Annotated in this window: 14 protein-coding genes; 1 reads left to right on the plus strand and 13 read right to left on the minus strand. The window is 66.3% G+C overall.

Annotated elements, in window-relative coordinates:
* Positions 1 to 77: 77 nt before the first annotated feature.
* The 3 genes from IT361_03745 to IT361_03755 all read right to left on the minus strand — a co-directional run bounded on the left by IT361_03745 (position 78) and on the right by IT361_03755 (position 2452).
* Positions 78 to 1055, minus strand: coding sequence for an NAD-dependent epimerase/dehydratase family protein (locus tag IT361_03745; GenBank protein MCC6316783.1), 978 nt, complete (start codon positions 1053 to 1055; stop codon positions 78 to 80).
* A 195-nt stretch (positions 1056 to 1250) separates the two neighbouring features.
* A complete protein-coding gene (locus IT361_03750; protein MCC6316784.1) occupies positions 1251 to 2012 on the minus strand; it encodes a hypothetical protein in 762 nt (253 codons plus the stop codon).
* Between the two features lie 134 nt (positions 2013 to 2146).
* Positions 2147 to 2452, minus strand: coding sequence for a hypothetical protein (locus IT361_03755; GenBank protein MCC6316785.1), 306 nt, complete (start codon positions 2450 to 2452; stop codon positions 2147 to 2149).
* A 204-nt stretch (positions 2453 to 2656) separates the two neighbouring features.
* Here IT361_03755 and IT361_03760 point away from each other — a divergent pair, with 204 nt between their 5' ends.
* Positions 2657 to 3397 (plus strand): S8 family serine peptidase, encoded by a 741-nt coding sequence (locus IT361_03760; GenBank protein ID MCC6316786.1) that lies wholly within the window; start codon positions 2657 to 2659, stop codon positions 3395 to 3397.
* An 861-nt stretch (positions 3398 to 4258) separates the two neighbouring features.
* Here the strand turns inward: IT361_03760 and IT361_03765 are convergent.
* From IT361_03765 to IT361_03810, 10 genes are all read right to left on the minus strand, one after another.
* A complete protein-coding gene (locus tag IT361_03765; GenBank protein MCC6316787.1) occupies positions 4259 to 4882 on the minus strand; it encodes a peptidylprolyl isomerase in 624 nt (207 codons plus the stop codon).
* A complete protein-coding gene (locus IT361_03770) occupies positions 4882 to 6324 on the minus strand; it encodes a SusD/RagB family nutrient-binding outer membrane lipoprotein (protein MCC6316788.1) in 1443 nt (480 codons plus the stop codon). The genes IT361_03765 and IT361_03770 overlap by 1 nt, the downstream gene beginning before the upstream one ends.
* Positions 6325 to 6346: 22 nt before the next feature.
* Complete coding sequence (locus tag IT361_03775) at positions 6347 to 9511, minus strand: SusC/RagA family TonB-linked outer membrane protein (GenBank protein ID MCC6316789.1); 3165 nt, start codon at positions 9509 to 9511, stop codon at positions 6347 to 6349.
* Positions 9512 to 9697: 186 nt separating this feature from the next.
* Positions 9698 to 11206: an amidohydrolase family protein gene (locus tag IT361_03780; protein ID MCC6316790.1), complete on the minus strand. Its 1509-nt coding sequence runs from the start codon at positions 11204 to 11206 to the stop codon at positions 9698 to 9700.
* Positions 11207 to 11278: 72 nt separating this feature from the next.
* Complete coding sequence (locus tag IT361_03785; GenBank protein ID MCC6316791.1) at positions 11279 to 11794, minus strand: hypothetical protein; 516 nt, start codon at positions 11792 to 11794, stop codon at positions 11279 to 11281.
* 10 nt (positions 11795 to 11804) lie between these two features.
* Positions 11805 to 13262: an amidase gene (locus IT361_03790; protein ID MCC6316792.1), complete on the minus strand. Its 1458-nt coding sequence runs from the start codon at positions 13260 to 13262 to the stop codon at positions 11805 to 11807.
* Between the two features lie 132 nt (positions 13263 to 13394).
* Positions 13395 to 13841, minus strand: coding sequence for a PIN domain-containing protein (locus tag IT361_03795; protein MCC6316793.1), 447 nt, complete (start codon positions 13839 to 13841; stop codon positions 13395 to 13397).
* A complete protein-coding gene (locus tag IT361_03800; GenBank protein MCC6316794.1) occupies positions 13841 to 14068 on the minus strand; it encodes a ribbon-helix-helix protein, CopG family in 228 nt (75 codons plus the stop codon). Before IT361_03800 ends, IT361_03795 begins: the two co-directional genes overlap by 1 nt.
* 49 nt (positions 14069 to 14117) lie before the next feature.
* On the minus strand, positions 14118 to 15617 hold the full coding sequence (locus tag IT361_03805; protein ID MCC6316795.1) for a hypothetical protein: 1500 nt from the start codon (positions 15615 to 15617) through the stop codon (positions 14118 to 14120).
* A gap of 165 nt (positions 15618 to 15782) precedes the next feature.
* Complete coding sequence (locus tag IT361_03810; protein MCC6316796.1) at positions 15783 to 16241, minus strand: cbb3-type cytochrome c oxidase subunit I; 459 nt, start codon at positions 16239 to 16241, stop codon at positions 15783 to 15785.
* Positions 16242 to 16266: the final 25 nt, after the last annotated feature.

Genomic DNA, 16266 nt, shown 5'->3' on the forward strand with positions numbered 1-16266 from the left:
GCGCCCCCGATCCTGCGCCTGCGGTCGCGCGGGGCGTGCGACGTCCGGATGCATTCTTCCGGACGTCGGCGCCGGGATCACCCGATCGCTGCGAGCACCGAATCCTCCCATGAGAAATCGGGGCGTGGCCGCTGCTGGCGCTGGTACCATTCGTAGGTTCTGGCCAGCCCCTCGTCCATTGGCGTCAGTTCGAGCCCCAGGCCCATGCGCACGAGATCGGCGCGTACGGTGATCGGGGGGACGTCGAGGTACGCGCCAAAGTAGTACGGCGGCTGGAACAGCTGGCCACCGAGCGCGAGCAGTTGCTCGCGCGGGACGAACACCAGTTTCGGCGCGCGGCCAGCGGCGCGGCCAAGCGCCTCCACGAACTCGCGCTGCGTGATGGGCGGGTAGTTTGCCAGGTTCACGCCGCACCCGAGGACCGCGTCACTCGCTGATGCGAGCACTGCCGCGCGCGCCACATCACGAGCATACACCCACTGCATCGTCGCCCGCCCATCGTCGGGCACGAGGATCGGGCGGCCGGCCACGAGCCGATCCCAGAAAAACGCCTCGCGCTCGAACGGATTGTTCTCGCCGTAGACGAACGCCGGACGCAGCGTGGTCACGGGGATCGCGCGATCCCGGTGCAGCGCGAAGAGGGCGCGCTCGCTGTCAGCCTTGTGCGCGGCATACGGATTCGGAACGTCCGAAGGCACGAGCGGCGCGTCTTCGTCGTGGTCGCCGCCCGGCGGGTACACGGCCACGCTCGATGTGAACACGTAGCGCGCGAGCCCCTGTGCCGCGGCAGTCGCGGCCGCGCTCACCTGATCGGCGGTCGTGCCACGCTGCCAGTCGTAGACCATGTCGTAGACGACGTCGAACTGGCGCCCTTCGAGTGCGGTCCGCACGGCAACGATGTCGTTGCGATCGCACCGGATCTCGTCGACGCGCGGCCCGAACGGCGTGCCGTGCCCGCGGTGCATGATGACCACGTCATCACCGCGCTCGAGGAGCAGATCCACGAGCGCGCGGCCCATGAAGAGGGTACCACCGATCACGAGTGCGCGCGCCATTGGATGCTGAGGGTGTGAGCCGTGACAGAATACACGATCGGTCCACCGCCACCAGAGGCGATCCGTCGCATCGGGCGGCGCTCACCCGTGGGCGGAGCGCAAGAGCAGGGCGCCAAGGCGTGCGGCCGCGCGTGCCGGCTCGCGATCGCCGCGAACGCGCCGGGGGCGCATCGGCCCACGGCGCGCGCGTCAGTCCTAGTAGCTCAAGTCGGCGACTCGCCGACGTATGTCGACTCTCACCGGCGTCGAGTAGAGCGCATTCTTTGCATTGATCGCTGTAGCCGCCTGGGCACCCAGTACCTGGGTGATGGGGTCGCCAGCCTGCAGCTCCGCAAACGTGTTGTGGTACGTCACGACGGTGAACTCCCCGCTTGCCGCGCCGGCGCCCCGCACGGCAACGGTGGAGCCAGCGATCTTGCCAGCGGCCTTTGCCTTCTGCATCGCGGGCAGCACTTCGGCTCGGTGCCAGGCAAGGTACTCAGGCATCTTCCCGGGCAGGATCTTGCGAAGGACCACACGCCACACCAGCGCAGGACCGGGGTCGATGGTCAGGCTATCCTGCCGGTTGGTCATGTAGGACGCCTGGGTCAGGATGCACCGACGGAGCTTGGCGTTGAGTTGGGCCGCGCCTTCGGCGCCGAGCGCGCGAACGAGCGGCGCATCGCCATCCATGGCCGCCCAGGTCGGGAATGGCGTCAGGATGAAGTACTCGAACGCATTGCCAACCTGTGTCGCCAGCGTGATGCGCGACGCAATGCCAGCCTTCTTCTGCGCCGGAATCACTTCCGTTCGCGGCAACGTCATCCACTCGGTCACCATCTCCGGCTTGAGCCGGACCACCTGCACGTATGAACGCGTCGTGGCGGGCGCCTGCGCCCGCGTGGCGTTCGGCGCCATGGCAGTGGCTACCAGCGTGACGGATGTGGCCACCAGCACGGCGGGGTACGTGGCTCTCATGGGACACCTCGGGAGGGGGGAGGAGTCGAGGGCGAGGCGGCGCTGTGGCTGCCTTGCCTACCTGCCAAAGGCAGGTTGCAGGAGAATCGACCGCCTTCCAAGCCGCACCGCAAGGGACAATCCGCCGGCCGCCCTCAATGCATCGCGGGTCCAAGCGTCCCGCGCTCTCGCGCCACACCGCTGGCAGGTCTCGGCACGCAGCGGTATGCAAGGCGAAGTTGGCGCAGGTCCGAGGGTACAACGCCGCCGCTGGCGCGGCCGCGCGGCTGGACGAGCGCGCCGGTCGTGTCGTCCTTGAACCGCGCGTCGAAGTGCGACAGGTAGATCGCGTGCGCCACCCAATGATGCACGGCCTGTGCGAAGGTGCCCGGCATCAGCTGCTGGGCCAGGTCCACCGGCCGCAAGCGGGGCTGGGTGTCGATGTACTTGTAGCGGGCCATGGGCGCTCCTCGACGGGGGACGAACCACGCTCGAGCTTCACCCAGCAACCCTGCAAAGTCTCAGCCGCTCGCGCGGCCGCGGCGGGTTGTTCTACAGATTCGTTAGGTAGCATAGACGGCCGGCTCACACCGAATGAAGCACGTGACTGTGTCCAAGCGAGCGCATCTGCTGCTTAGGCGAGCTCGGCTGCAATAGTTGCGCCAGTGACGCCCAAGATGTACCTGTCAGTATGGCGAGGTGCGACGGGCAACGCTTTCCCGGCGCAAGTAGTTGCGGCGAACATCCTGCTATTCAAATCAGCCGGCAACTGGAATGCCGATGCATTTCAGGATCGGAGCAATCGGTCGGCTGGCTCCGTAGTTGTTGGAGCAACAAATTCGGGCGATGCAAGGTCGGCGAACACGGCTTGGGGCAACACGGTCTCGCTAATGGCACCTGGCGAGTTTATGGAGGTCGCATGGACGGGCAGCAACTCAGCCGTGTCAGTGCAGAGCGGAACTTCGCTTGCCACGCCTTTGGCGGCTGGAGTGGCAGCAGCGATCCTCGCCGCGAACTCCTCCTTATCGGCGTCGCAGCTAAGGACGACGGTGTTGAATGGGGCGAGTTCCGTGGTTGTGGGCAACGGCTTAGGAGTCGCCAACCGTGTGCTCTACTCACGGATTAATCCAAGCAATTCGATTGTTGCTTCAATCAGCGGCCCCTCCCTCGTTCAGCCGGGCGTTTCCTGCCAGTACGTGGCCGTCGTCGCGGGATCACCTGGTCCCTTTACCTACGCTTGGAGCGTGAACGGCTCCCCGGCAGGTACAAACTCCGCAACACTCTCATACACCAACGGCGGGGGATTTCACAATATTGCTGTTCTTGTGACCGCGCCGGACGCCACATCCGGCTCGTCAAATGTGGCAGTGAGCGTGTCCGGGGGGGCCCCATCGTGCGGCGAATAAACCTAAGCCAGCGGTCGCGGCTGCGCTCAGGCGCTCTACTGCCAGTGGTCACTATTACTCTCCTGCTTCTCAGTGCTTGCGCGAGCGCGGGAGAAGCCTGCTTCATCCGTGCTGGTGAGCCCCTGATCACGATTGCGTCGGTCCAGGACTCCGTAAGCGGCATCGCGATCCCCATCGTGACAATCAGCGACGTATACTTCCAAGGCGCCCCAGTGACCGACGTCAGTGTGCTCGTAGATCGTGCTAAAGCTCCAGCCATCCAGGCCATCGTCGAGGGACAGGTCCTGCGATGCACTGTTGCGTGCGGATTTGCAGCAAGTTCCGGCAGCTACCGGTTTGCGATGAGCGCACCGGGTTACGCAACGCGTACGATAGCGCTCGATGCCCAATACGCCTCCTTAAGCGAAGGATGTCCCAAGGTGAGCAGTGCCGGGCCACGAGTGTCGGTCGCGCTCGTCAAGCCCTGACGCGCTCGTTCACGCGGATCGCCGCCAGCGCCATGTAAGTGCTGGACGCGCCACATGTTGGACGGCTGCCTAACCAGGGCGCGAGATGCCATGGCGCCGGATCAGGTCCGCGGGCGCCGCGCCAGCGGCGTGCTCCTGCAAAATGACGATGATCGGCTCGGTCGTGAATCGGGACGCTTTCAGCAGGACTCCCTGGCCGTTCCAACGAACGGCCGGTGGAGGCCCGACTGTCAACCGTCCACTGGAGGGAGCGGCGGGGGGACTCTCAGGGGAGGGGTCGAGGGCGAGGCGTACTCGGGCTGCCTGGCCTACCTGCCAAAGGCAGGTTGCAGAGAAGCGACTGCCTGCCGAGCCAATCGGCGACGGGCCGGTAGGGCCGGCCCGTCACCACCCGTCACATTGCGCGGATGCTCCTGATGCGGACGACGTTTCGCAGTCGCTGTGGCGGTGCCGAATCGGCCGGCATCTGCTGGATGCGACGCACGACGTCCATCCCCTGTACGACCTTGCCGAAGGCCGCAAAGCCCTGGCCGTCAGGGTTGCGCTTGCCGCCAAAGTCCAGCTCGGGCTGTGCGCCGATGCAGAAGAAGAACTCGCTCGACGCACTGCCGGGTGTCCCGCGCGCCATGCTGATCGTGCCGTCTTCGTGCCTGATCCCGGTCTTGTCGTTGGTCTCGTGCGCGATGGCGGGGAGGCGTTTGGTACTATCGGTGTCCAACCCACCCTGGATGACCTCGATCTTGACCGGGCTGGTGGGCTGGTTCTGCATGGTGACGACCCGATAGAACGCCCCGCCGTCATAGCGCCGCTCGGTCACGTAGCGCAGGAAGTTCGCGGCGGTCACCGGCGCTCTGGTCGTATAGACCTCCACGATGATCGGCCCGGCATCGGTGTCGATGCGCACGCGCGGTGACGCCTGCGACCCGGCCGTTCGTCCCGCACACGCGATGGCCGTTGCAACCAGGGCAGTCGCCCCGAGGCGCCGCCACGTGCGGCGGCGCCATGCGATGTTGGTCATCATTTGTCGAACCACACTGGCTTGTCCACCGTGAGGCCGCTCGGCGTGTTGGGGTTCGAGTTGATCTCCTCGCTGCGATAGAGCAGCCGGCGCGCGAGCGACGTGGCCAGGGCGCCGGTGGGGACCGTCATCGTCGGGTGCTCCTGCCCGACCGGGCCGCTGCGCCGCCACTGGACCCACGCGTCCGCCGGGCGCATGAACAGATCGAGCCACTGCTGACGGTTGAGCTCGCGGCGGTAGTTGGCGGCCGTGAGCGTCGGAAGCGCGTTCACATAGGTGTCGATCGCGCCGGAGGCCACGCCGAGTGCGCCCATGGATTCGCGGACGCCCGCGCGGAAGCGCGTGTCGGCGAGGCCGACGCCGCCGGGCCAGAATCCGCGCGCCGTGGCTTCGGCCTCGAGCAGGATCTGCTCGGAGTACGAGAACGACACCTCGGGGAGGTTGGCCTTGAGCATGTTCAGGTGCACGAGTGCCGAACGGGTGGTGCGGGGCTCGACCGGGTTGAGCGAGAGGTACTCCGTCGAAGACGCCGCCGGGCCGGGCTGGAAGAAGATCGGCAGGCGCGGATCGTTGAACGGCACCATCTCGGCGAACATCACGTTCGATGCGTACCAGTCCTGCTGCACGCCACCGCGAAAGATCTGCGTGAACGAGTAGCGCGGATTCTGGCGTCCCGGAGTGTCGAAGTACGGGAACTTCATGTCGTCCCCGCGCGAGGCGATCATCGCCTGTGAGGCCATCGCACCGATCGCCGCGGCCTTCGTCGGGTCCGCGTCGACCATCGTCATCAGGATGCGGAACTTCAGCGAGTTCGCGAAGCGCCGCCACTTGGTCATGTCGCCGCCGTAGTACAGGTCGTTCGGTGCGCCGATCTTCGCCGAATTGGCGTCGATCAGCGCCAGCGCTTCATCGAGCAGCTTGATGCAGCCGTTGAGCACGACCTCCTGCGAGTCGAACTTGGGGATGTCCACCTCGCCCGTCGCCGCTTCCGTGAACGGGATGTCGCCCCACAGGTACGTGGTCTGCGAGTAGACGAACGCCGTGTAGATCTTGAGCTGCGCCAGCGTGTTGTTGGGCTTTGGCGTCCGCGCGTTGGCCTCCTTGGTGGCGAGCATCAGGTTCTTGAGCACGTCCACGTAGATGGCGCCCCACGCGCTGCGTACGCGCGTCTGGTCGTATTGAGCCTGCGCCAGCCCCCACGCGGCGCCCGAGGCCCACATCTGGTTCATGAGGGCGACCGGCCATGTGAGTTCGGCCACGCGCAGGAGCGAGAACTTCACCTCCGCACCGGAGAACAGCAGCGCCGGCTCGGCGGTGGTGGATCGGTTCGGGTCGACGTTGAGTGCCCCGTCTTCAAAGCAGGCGACGCCGGCCAGCGCGATCAGGCCGCACGCCGCGAGGCGCCGGGCACGGGACGCGAGACTGCGGGAGATTCGGGTCATGGTATGCGTCTCGGTGAAAGGCTCAGTAGGCCAGGCGGACGTTGATGCCGAAGGAACGCGTCGATGGCAGGTTGTTGCGTTCGATGCCTTCGCCGATCAGGCTCGTGCCGTGGACGTTGGCTTCGGGGTCGATGTGCGGCACCTTGCTCGAGATCAGCCACAGGTTCCGCCCCTCGACCGACACCACCACGTCGCGGCTGCGGAACGCGCTCGCCCAGCTCCGTGGCAGCGTGTAGCTGACCTGCAGCTCGCGCAGCTTGGTGTACGAGCCGTCGAAGATGTTGTTCTCCGGGCTGATCGAACTGTCGAGGTTGCCCCAGTACTGCTGCACACTGGCCACCTTCACATCGTTCGGGCGTCGCGTGCCGTCGGCATTGATGATGACGCCAGGCTGCACGAACGGCGTACGATCGGCCGTCTCCTTCGCGGTGCCTGACGAGCGCAGGGACGAGACGGTGTTCGACATCACCACGCCTCCGCGGCGCGTGTCGATGAGGAAGGACAGCGCGGCGTCCTTGTAGCGGATCGAGTTGCTGATGCCGCCGATCCAGTCGGGATAGATGTTGCCGAAGAGTCGGCGCGGCCCCGTGATGCGGAGTCCGTTCTGCGGGTTGATCACGTATTGCCCCGACACGGAGTCGCGAAGGAAGCCGACGCCCTGGATCTGGAACGTGGTGCCTGGCCGCGCAGCGATGAACGTGCCGAAGCCGTCGCCCGACGTCACGATAAACTCCTTGAGGCCCGGCGCGAGCTTGGTGATTTCGTTCTTGTTGCGGCTGTAGTTCGCCGTGACGTCCCACTGCAGCCCGTTCCGGGCCGCACGCAGGATGGAATAGCTTACCTGCGCTTCGATGCCATTGTTCACGATCTCGCCCACGTTCAGGCGGCGGGCGTTGAACCCGGTGCTCTGCGGCACCGAGATCGAGACGATCTGGTCGTAGTTCCTGAGGTTGTAGACCGTCAGGTCGACGCCGATGCGGTCGTTCAGGACGCGGAACTCGCCGCCGACTTCCCATGAGCTCTGCCGCTGCGGCTTGAGGTTGGCGGGCGGGATGACGTTGGTCGCCGCGAACGCCGAGGCTCCGTTGTATGGGAAGCTCTGGTTGAACGTATAGATGTCGCTCTGCTGCGTGAGCGGGGCATACGTAAAGGCCAGCTGGTACGGCTCCTCGTCAGAGCCCACGTTCGCCCAGTTGGCCCTCAGCTTGGCAAAGCTCACCTTGCCGCTCTTGAAGATCGCCGCTTCCTTGAACGCGTCGGAGAGCACGAAGCCGGTCGACACCGACGGGTAGAAGTACCGGTTGCTCGCGACCGGCAGCGTCGACGACCAGTCGTTGCGTCCGGTGACGTTCACGAACAGATAGTCGCGCCACGCCAGCCCCACGTCACCGTATGCACCGAACAGCTGTCGCTCGGACAGGAAGTTCGTGGCCGCGTTCACGTTGGCGTTGGCCTGCGTGTACAGCTTGTCGATGTTCAGGCCCTGGCTGAAGACGCGCTGCCGCTTGAACACGCGCTTGTTGAAGTTGTGGCCGACCAGGCCCTTGAACGCGAGGTCCGGCGTCAGCTGTCGCGTGACGGTGGCAATGAAGTCGGTGTTCAGCTCGCGCTCGTTGAAGTCCTGCGTGTCGAACTCGCCGTCCAGGCGCCCGCGCGTCCCCTTGCGGGTCACGAAGCGCCGGTTCTCCACGGCGATATCGGTGCCCGCCCGGAAGGCGAGGTTGAGCCAGCTGCTGGCGTCGTAGGAGATGTAGGCGTTGCCGTACACGCGATCGACCGAGTTATTGAGCCCGTTGTTGTCAACGACGAAGTACGGATTGTTGCTCGTGCCCGTGCCGTCGATCGCCCCGGCGCGTCCATCGGGCCCGATGCGATTGGCCCGCAGGAACTCCGTGGACAGCGTGCGCGGCGTGAACGTCCAGAGCGACATCGGGATGCTCTGTCCGTTCTGCCCCTGGGAGGCTCGACCGGCGGAACTGGAGCGTGCGTAGTTGGCCGCCAGGCGCACGCTCAGCTTGTCGGTGAACCGCTGCCCCGAGTTGACCGAAAGCGTGTAGCGCTGCAGCTCGGAGTTTGGGATGATTCCCGTCTGACCAAGCCACGTGCCACCCAGGCGATAGTCGCTCGTTTCGGTGCCGCCATCGAATGACATGGCGTGCACGTTCGTGTACCCGGTCTCGAAGAAGTCGCTGAAGTTGTTCGGGTAGGCCCTGAGCACCTCGGGTACGCCCAGGATGTTGGGCTCGGTTTGCCCGGTGATCTTGGGGCCCCAGCCGTTGGCGTTGGCCGTGTTGTACACACCGAGTGAGCCCTGGGCGTACTCGTTCTGAAACTCCGGAGAACGGAAGATCTGGTCAGCACGCACCGAGCCGTTGTAGGTAAAGCGACGCTGGCCGGCTCGACCACGCTTGGTCGTTACGACAATGACACCGTTGCGGGCGCGCGAGCCGTACAACGCAGACGCGGCTGCGCCCTTGAGAATCGACATCGACTCGATGTCGTCGGGGTTGAGGTCCTGGGCGCGGTTGCCCACGTCCACACCGCCCGTGACAATCTCGGTCTCGGTGCCGGCAAACGACGAGTTGGAGATCGGCACACCGTCGACCACGAACAGCGGCTCGGTCGCCGAGGCAATCGAGTTCACGCCGCGGATCACGACCTTGCTCGATCCGCCGACCGTGCCCGACTGCTGCGTCACGCGAACGCCGGACACCTTGCCGGCGACGCTGTTGAGCACGTTCGAGCTGCGAGCCACCGTGAGCTGCGCCGGCTCGATCTGCGCGATCGAGTAGCCCAGTTCCTTCGTCTCACGCACGATCGCATTGGCCGTGACCACAACGCTCGAGAGCGTGGTGCGGGCCGTCTCGAGCGCCACGTCCACGGATGTGCGCCCGGCTACCGGAATGTCGACCGGCGTGTAGCCGATGAGCCGGAACGTCAGCACGTCGGCGCTTCCCGACGCCGGAAGCGTCACACGGTAGCTCCCGGTCGCGTCGGTCATGGCGCCGCGGTTGGTGCCGCGAACGATGACCGACACGCCGGCAAGCACGGTGCCGCCATCAGCGGCGGTCACCTTGCCGGTGACCGTGCGCGCCTGCGCGCCAAGGGTGGAAAGAGGAGGCGATCCGAGGGCGAGCGCGAGGCTCAGGATCGACAGGAACAGGGAACGACGACGCGGATGAGGCATGGGCAATCCGGCGGAGGAGGAAGGGCCTCAATACTGAGTGAATCCGGGTCGTTGCGAAAGCCCGATGACGCAGCTCGCACATCAGCCCGTTAGGCTCAGCCCTCGCCGAATCTCCTCCGCGCCCCCTCGATGTTCTTGCTGATTGGAGTACCAAGCAGCTACGCGCGTCGGAGCGCTCTCAACCGATCAGCTCACTTTCTTGCGCGCCCTCGCCACGATCTCGCGCACCTCGCGCAGCAGCGTCGGGCCGTGGTAGGTGAAGCCGTCGCGAATGGTCCATTCGATACCGCCCGCGGGCACCACCTTGCCATCGCGCACGGCCTCGGTCCCGCTGGCATAGAGCACCTTGAGGTTCTCGAGGGGGTTGCCGTTCACGATGATCAGGTCGGCAAGCCAGCCCGGCCGCACACGACCGAAGTCCATCTCCTTGCCGAGCACCTTTGCGCCATTGCTCGTCGCCTGCTGGATGATCCTGAGCGGACTGAAGCCCGCCTCCTGCTTGAGCTCCATCTCGCGCACCATGCCCCACCCGTACATCTGGTAGATGAAGCCCGCATCGTCGCCCACGGCGATGGTGCCGCCGAGTCGATCGAACTCACGCAGGGCCTTGAACCAGATCTGATAGTTCTCCTTCCAGTACGTTTCGTCGACCGAAGTCCAGCCGATGAAGTACGAGCCGTGGTTCATCGGGTTGGGCTTGAAGAACTCCTCGAGCGTCGGGTGCAGGTACTCCCGGAACCAGGGCTGCGTCTGCGCCCGCTGCAGGTCGCGTGATGCCTCGTAGATGTCGAGCGTGGGCACCCACGCGACGTTGGCCTTCACCATGCCGGTCAGCACCTCCGTGAGCTTGGCCGGATCGGCTTCGCGCCACAGCCGACCCGCATAACGAAAGCGATGGGTCTCGTCCGTGATGTTGAAGTCAGCCGGAAAGCTCTGGCCACCCTCACGAATGGCTGCGTCGGGGATGCCGTACCAGTGTTCGATCGTCGTCGTGCCCCAACGGATGTCGTCCCAGGCGTTGGTTTCCTCGACCGCCGCGTGATGCGCCGTGCGCAGCCCGACCTTCTTCGCCTCGTCGAGCAGCGCTTCCATCACGTCCCGCTTGGTGCCGAGGAACTTGATGCCATCCACGCCTTGCGCCTTGAGCTGCTGCACGCGGGCGCGCGCTTCCGCGGCGCTGTTGGGCACCGGCGGGAGATTGAACATGGGATAGTGAAAGATCCGCGGGCCCTCGGCCTGGCCGGCATTGATCCGGTCACGCAGTGGGAGCGTCTTGCGTGTGTCGCTGCCGACGTCGCGCACCGTGGTGATCCCGGAGGCGAGCCAGATCTTGAGTTCGTACTCCAGCTCCTGCGGAATACCGCCCCGCTCGTCCTGCACGTGCGCATGGGCGTTCACGAGACCGGGCATCACGTATTTCCCGCGTGCGTCGATTTCGATGCCGCCCTGCGGTCTGCGACTTGCCGCACCGATCGTGGTCGCAACGGCGTCGGCGATCGGCACGAGCTGCGCGATGCGGTTGTTCTCGATGACGATGTCGTAGGGCCCCGAGGCGGGGGTGCCCATGCCGTCGATCACCATCGCGTTGCGGATGATCAGCCTCGGCGCCCGCTTGCCGTGCATCGAGGGAACGGTCTGGGCGCCCGCCGTCGTGGCGAGGGCGAGGGCGGCGAGAAGAAGACGATGTCGACGCATTGGGGAGGTGTGGGTCGGGCCAAATCTGGCGCGCGGCGCACGGACGCGCACGCCCACACCCTGCGCGAGGGGTCAGAGATAGCGGGCGATCGCCATACAGGTCGCTGTCACGAACAGAAGCACCGCGACGATCCGCATCGACTGTTGTCCTCGGCTCCGCTGGGTCATGGCATGGGCCATCAGGCCCTGCTTCTCCGATGTGTCGGTCACCGCCGAGGCCTGGGCCATCAGCGCCATCGCCCGGAGCGTGGCGGGGCGCGAAACGATCAGGCCGATCAGCAGGGCCAGGATCCCGCACAGTCCTCCGATGCTCAGCGCGATGCCCACTCCCGAGCCCATGTACTGCGGGGCAAAGCCGCCCGACACACGGCGCAGCAGGTCGACACCGGAGAGCACCACCAGGATCGCGACGCCTGGCAGCACGTCGAACCAGCGTCGCCTGGCGAGCGCGGCCATCACCTGCCCACCGGCGGATCCCACATCGGCGAGTGCGCGCATGAGGTAGCCGACCGTGAACAGCACCGCGCCGACCCAGAAGATCCCACCCACCACGTGCACGAATCGCAGAACGACAACGGTGATGTCCATGGGAGTTGCGTCAGAGGGTTGGGAGCCGGCCGCCGTGGTTCGTGGCCTGCTCGTACGCATGCGCGATCTGCAGGACCGACCAGTCCGCACGCGGCTTTCCCACGATCTGGAGCCCCACCGGAAGGCCGCGCGCGGAGAAGCCGGCCGGTACCGAGATCGCGGGACAGGCCATGAACGTCACGTACCAGCACGACCGCATCCAGTCGATGTAGGTCGGCATTGTGACCTCGTTGATGCGGGTCGGGTATTCGGTGCCGACGTCGAAGGGCTCGACCTGCGTCACGGGGAGGACGAAGTAGTCCCACGCGGTGAAAAGGTCGGCCACCTCGTGCATCATGCGCTGCTGCCGCGCCACAGCCCGCGCCACGTCGGCACTCGTGAGGCGCTCCGCCTCCGCGATCTCCCATTTCACCGTCGCCTTGAACATCTCCGGACGCTGACGAGCCGGCAGCGCGTAGTTGGCGTGGTACGAGAGGTGGCGCAGCGTCGGGAACGCATCGTCGACGCCCGTGAAATCCGGCTCTTGCTCCTCGACCGTGCAGCCCAGCGCGCGAAACGCGGCGCGCTGCTCATTCACGACGCGCACGATCTCCGGCTCGAAGGGGAGCCCACCAAGCGATGTGAACCAGGCCACGCGCGTGCCCCGGAAAGCGCGGGCCAGCGACGCCCGAAACGCCGCCGGATCGTCCGTCAGCGAGAGCGGGTCTGGCGCGTGATGCCCCGCCATCGCGCTGAGGAGCAGGGCCACATCTGCCACCGTGCGCCCCATCGGACCGCCGGTGGCGAGCGGCGACCACGATCCATCGTCGTCAGGCACGCGACCGGGCGACGGCCGGAAGCCGACGACGTTGTTCCACGCGGCGGGGTTGCGCAGTGAGCCACCCATGTCACTCCCGTCGGCGATAGGTACGAGACCGCAGCGCAGGGCGCAGGCCGCACCGCCGCTCGATCCACCAACGGTGCGTTGCAGGTCATACGGGTTGCGCGTTGCGCCAAAGACGGGGTTGAACGTGTTCGATCCCGCGCCGAACTCCGGCGTGTTGGTCTTGCCCAGCATGATCGCGCCCGCCGCCCGGATGCGGCGGACCAGCAGCGCATCGGTGGTCGGCACGTTCTCGCGGAACATGGGCGACCCGAACGTCGTGCGGACGCCGGCGGTCGGCACCAGGTCTTTGTGCGCCACCGGCAAGCCGTGCAGTGGCCCCAGCGGACGCCGCCGCGCCTGCCACTCGTCAGCCGCGCGTGCACCGGCCATCGCGCGATCGGCGACGAGCGTCACGATCGCGTTGACCTTTGGATTCACGCGCTCGATGCGCGCCAGGTGCGCCTCCATGACCTCACGCGCCGAGATCTGCCGGCGTCGAATCCGTGCGACGAGGTCGACCGCCGAGGCGTCGCAGATCTCGTCGCCAGCGACGGGGGCGAGCGGTGCGGTCTCCAGCGTCGCCGGCTCAGGCGGTACGGGCATTGAACCCATCACGGCGGCGGCGCCGAGGAGCTGCCCAAACGCTCGGCGGGTGAGGGGATCGTCGGGTCGCGGCATGGTGCCAAGCTCGCGCTCCTCGGCGGAGTCGTCCAGCCCGTCACCTGCCAACCTTCGCTAGGGCTCGTCGGTAAACGGGTCGAGCCGCTCCACGAACGGGAATCGGTGGAAGTCGGTGTCACGACGACTGCCTATTCGGCGAACGCCGTGTTCTCGCATGGGGATCGCCGTCTCTGCGTCGTGCCACACGTTTCCGCTGAGCCCGGGCACCTCGGCGAGCGTTGCCGAAAGCACCGCGGCATGCCGTTCGGTCGGTACCAGCATCTCGAGCCCGGGCGCCGCCTGAATCGCGGCAAGAAACGACATCGCAGCGTCCGCGGTCCAGGGCCTGCGCAACACGCGAGGATGGGTAACGACGCGAAGGAACTCGTAGCAGATCCCCCACGTGAGATACCAGGCGCCCCGTTGCCGACGCCAGGATTCGAGCAGCGCGTGGCAGCGGGCGTGTTCCGGAGCGGACACGTCGGCAGCATACACCAGCACGTTTGTGTCCACGACGAACACTACCGACCCTCCATCGCTCGGTAGAGCGCATTCCGATCGGCAATATCGACGAGCGCCCCTCCCCCATCGAAACTCGGGAGTGGCGCCAGCGGCGCGCTCTCCTGGCGAGTGGCGAGCAACCGTCGCAGCGCCGTCTCCACGAGCTCGGACATGGTGCGACCGCTCCGCGCCGCTTCGCGCTTGAGGCGGGCCATCACGGACGGGTCGATGTTGAGGGTCGTCTTCATATGGCAAACCATACGAGCCGTATGGCGTGCCGTCCACCCTACGGACGACTTACCAGCGCCCCCGAACCGTGAACGCAAACCGGTGCGTGACCGCGCGGCCGGCGTTGAAGCGGATCGCATCGGTCGGGGCCGCGATCACGCCGCCGTCGCCGGGCGTCGGGGCCGCGATGCTGACATCGTCCCCGCACGCGAGCAGGCAGCCAACGCAGGCTCCTCCAGCACCACAGGTGAGGCTCGCCGTATAGCGGAACTCCATCCCCGGACTGCGCCACAAGAAGCCGAGCGTGGGCGTCCATTCCATCCAGTGTTCGTCCTGCACCCTCGAGGAATCGCGGACGAGATCGGTCTGCCACAGCCGGTACTTGAACGCCTGCACCGCGAGCCCCGCACGCAGGCCGATCACGGACGAAGAGTCGTTCTGCGGCCACTCGTGGGCAAAGCCAAAGCGCATCAGCGAGTTGGAGAAACGGAACTCGTTGTCGACGGTGTGTTCACCGCGCCGGATCGTGCGCCCGTTGGCCGCCAGCGTATCACCTGCGGCCTCGGCCCACGTCGTGCTGTAAATGGGCTCGAGCACCACGTCCGCACCGAGTGTGGACCTGCCGACCGTGCGTGATGCGCCCATGCCCAGGTTGTAGGCCCACGAGTGCCCCGGATCGCGCGGCACCGTGATCACCTCGTTGATGCGGTAGTCCGGAATCTTGGGGTGCGACAGGCGATTGACCGTTCCCAGCCACCCGATCCGCCAGCCATCAGTGCCGACCGGCAGGCTGTACACCGCGTGCGCGCCCCAGCGTTCGGTATGATCGCGGTTGACTTCGCGGCGCTCGGGCACGTCGGTGAACGTGCCGTTTCCGGACCAACGACGGAATCCCGGAAAGTGCACGTCGTGCGTCATGTCGAAGTTGCTCCGCAACGCGACGACTTCGAGGACGCGGGTGCCCGCAAAGCGACTCGTGAGTCCGAGGCGGATGTCCTTCGACGACCCGTTCTGCAGGATGCGATCGCTCCCCGCATACAGCTGGTCGATGCCCTGCGCGGCGTCGAGTTCGGCCAGGTACGCCGACATGCCGATCGCGACGTTGTCGCCAAGGCGGCGAGCCAGCATGCCCTGCAGGTAGCGGTTCGCGGCGGTGCGTTCACTCACCGGTGCGTTGAATCGCAGGCGCGCCCGATCGAGTGACTGCAGGGCCACCAGGCCACCAGCCGACCAGTTGCCAAACGATCCAAAGCCGGCGATGGGAAGTGTGCGCCCACCCACGTCGCTCGCCGACAAGCTGTGGAAATACGGCGCGACCGACACGCGGGCGGTCCGCGTGCGCGTTGCCATCGCCGGATTCATGAACGGATCGAGCAGCTCGTCGTCCAGGGCGATCGTCACCCCGGCCATGGCCGCGCGGTCCGACGGGATGATGTCGAACTGCTGGCTCATCAGCACGGGGACCGTGCGAGGCGAAATGGTCTGCGCGCCGCCTGGCGCTGCCACCAGGACCGACGCCGCGACGAGCGGCAAGGCCAGCAACCTGCCGTCACAACGCAGGCGTCCCATGGACCACCTCCCTGATAAGTGGGGCCACCTCGCGCGCACGGCGGGCAGCATCGCATGCACAGGAACGACCCCCGCACGCCACGCCGTGGTCACACTCCCGAGCGCTGATGTGACGAACCGTGCGCAACGAGCCCGACCGTGGTACGGCCGCGCCGGAGAGGCGTGCTACCGGGTGGGCAGTTGCCGGGCGTGAGGCTGCTGCGCCATCAACCGACGACGTCGCTCCGCCGCATTGAACGTGCGCCACATGTTGTACGCGAACCCGTACGCGCCTGCCGCCCACAGCAAGCCACCGCCCGCCGTCACCGGGACGCTCGATCGGCCAATGCTCGGGGCGAGAAAGAAGCCCGCCACCAGCGCGGCCAGTCCCACGTTGGCGAGCCAGATATGCGCGATGGCGAGACGACGGCTGTGGATGGGGTGACCGAAGAACCGCGGAAGCATCTGGTAGCCAACGCCGAAAATCATCATGACGACGAAGCCAGCGAGGTTCATGTGGGCATGCGCGGGCCGGTAGACGGCCCACGACGGATGCACGGCCATGGCGAGGCCGAGGGTGATGCCAGCGACGAACCAGAGAAGGCTCGCGCGAATGAAGGCCTTGGCAAACGAGTCCACTGGCACGTCCTGAAGAACGGAAAGGCCCCCG

The sequence above is a fragment of the Gemmatimonadaceae bacterium genome (assembly GCA_020846935.1).
Classification (GTDB): Bacteria; Gemmatimonadota; Gemmatimonadetes; order Gemmatimonadales; family Gemmatimonadaceae; genus RBC101.

What these genes read in the sequence shown, in the direction of transcription:
- IT361_03765 (MCC6316787.1), bottom strand. Translation starts at nt 4,882, where the DNA reads ATGACCAACATCGCATGGCGCCGCCGCACGTGGCGGCGCCTCGGGGCG.
- IT361_03785 (MCC6316791.1), bottom strand. Translation starts at nt 11,794, where the DNA reads ATGGACATCACCGTTGTCGTTCTGCGATTCGTGCACGTGGTGGGTGGG.
- IT361_03805 (MCC6316795.1), bottom strand. Translation starts at nt 15,617, where the DNA reads ATGGGACGCCTGCGTTGTGACGGCAGGTTGCTGGCCTTGCCGCTCGTC.
- IT361_03800 (MCC6316794.1), bottom strand. Translation starts at nt 14,068, where the DNA reads ATGAAGACGACCCTCAACATCGACCCGTCCGTGATGGCCCGCCTCAAG.
- IT361_03790 (MCC6316792.1), bottom strand. Translation starts at nt 13,262, where the DNA reads ATGCCCGTACCGCCTGAGCCGGCGACGCTGGAGACCGCACCGCTCGCC.
- IT361_03775 (MCC6316789.1), bottom strand. Translation starts at nt 9,511, where the DNA reads ATGCCTCATCCGCGTCGTCGTTCCCTGTTCCTGTCGATCCTGAGCCTC.
- IT361_03770 (MCC6316788.1), bottom strand. Translation starts at nt 6,324, where the DNA reads ATGACCCGAATCTCCCGCAGTCTCGCGTCCCGTGCCCGGCGCCTCGCG.
- IT361_03755 (MCC6316785.1), bottom strand. Translation starts at nt 2,452, where the DNA reads ATGGCCCGCTACAAGTACATCGACACCCAGCCCCGCTTGCGGCCGGTG.
- IT361_03780 (MCC6316790.1), bottom strand. Translation starts at nt 11,206, where the DNA reads ATGCGTCGACATCGTCTTCTTCTCGCCGCCCTCGCCCTCGCCACGACG.
- IT361_03745 (MCC6316783.1), bottom strand. Translation starts at nt 1,055, where the DNA reads ATGGCGCGCGCACTCGTGATCGGTGGTACCCTCTTCATGGGCCGCGCG.
- IT361_03750 (MCC6316784.1), bottom strand. Translation starts at nt 2,012, where the DNA reads ATGAGAGCCACGTACCCCGCCGTGCTGGTGGCCACATCCGTCACGCTG.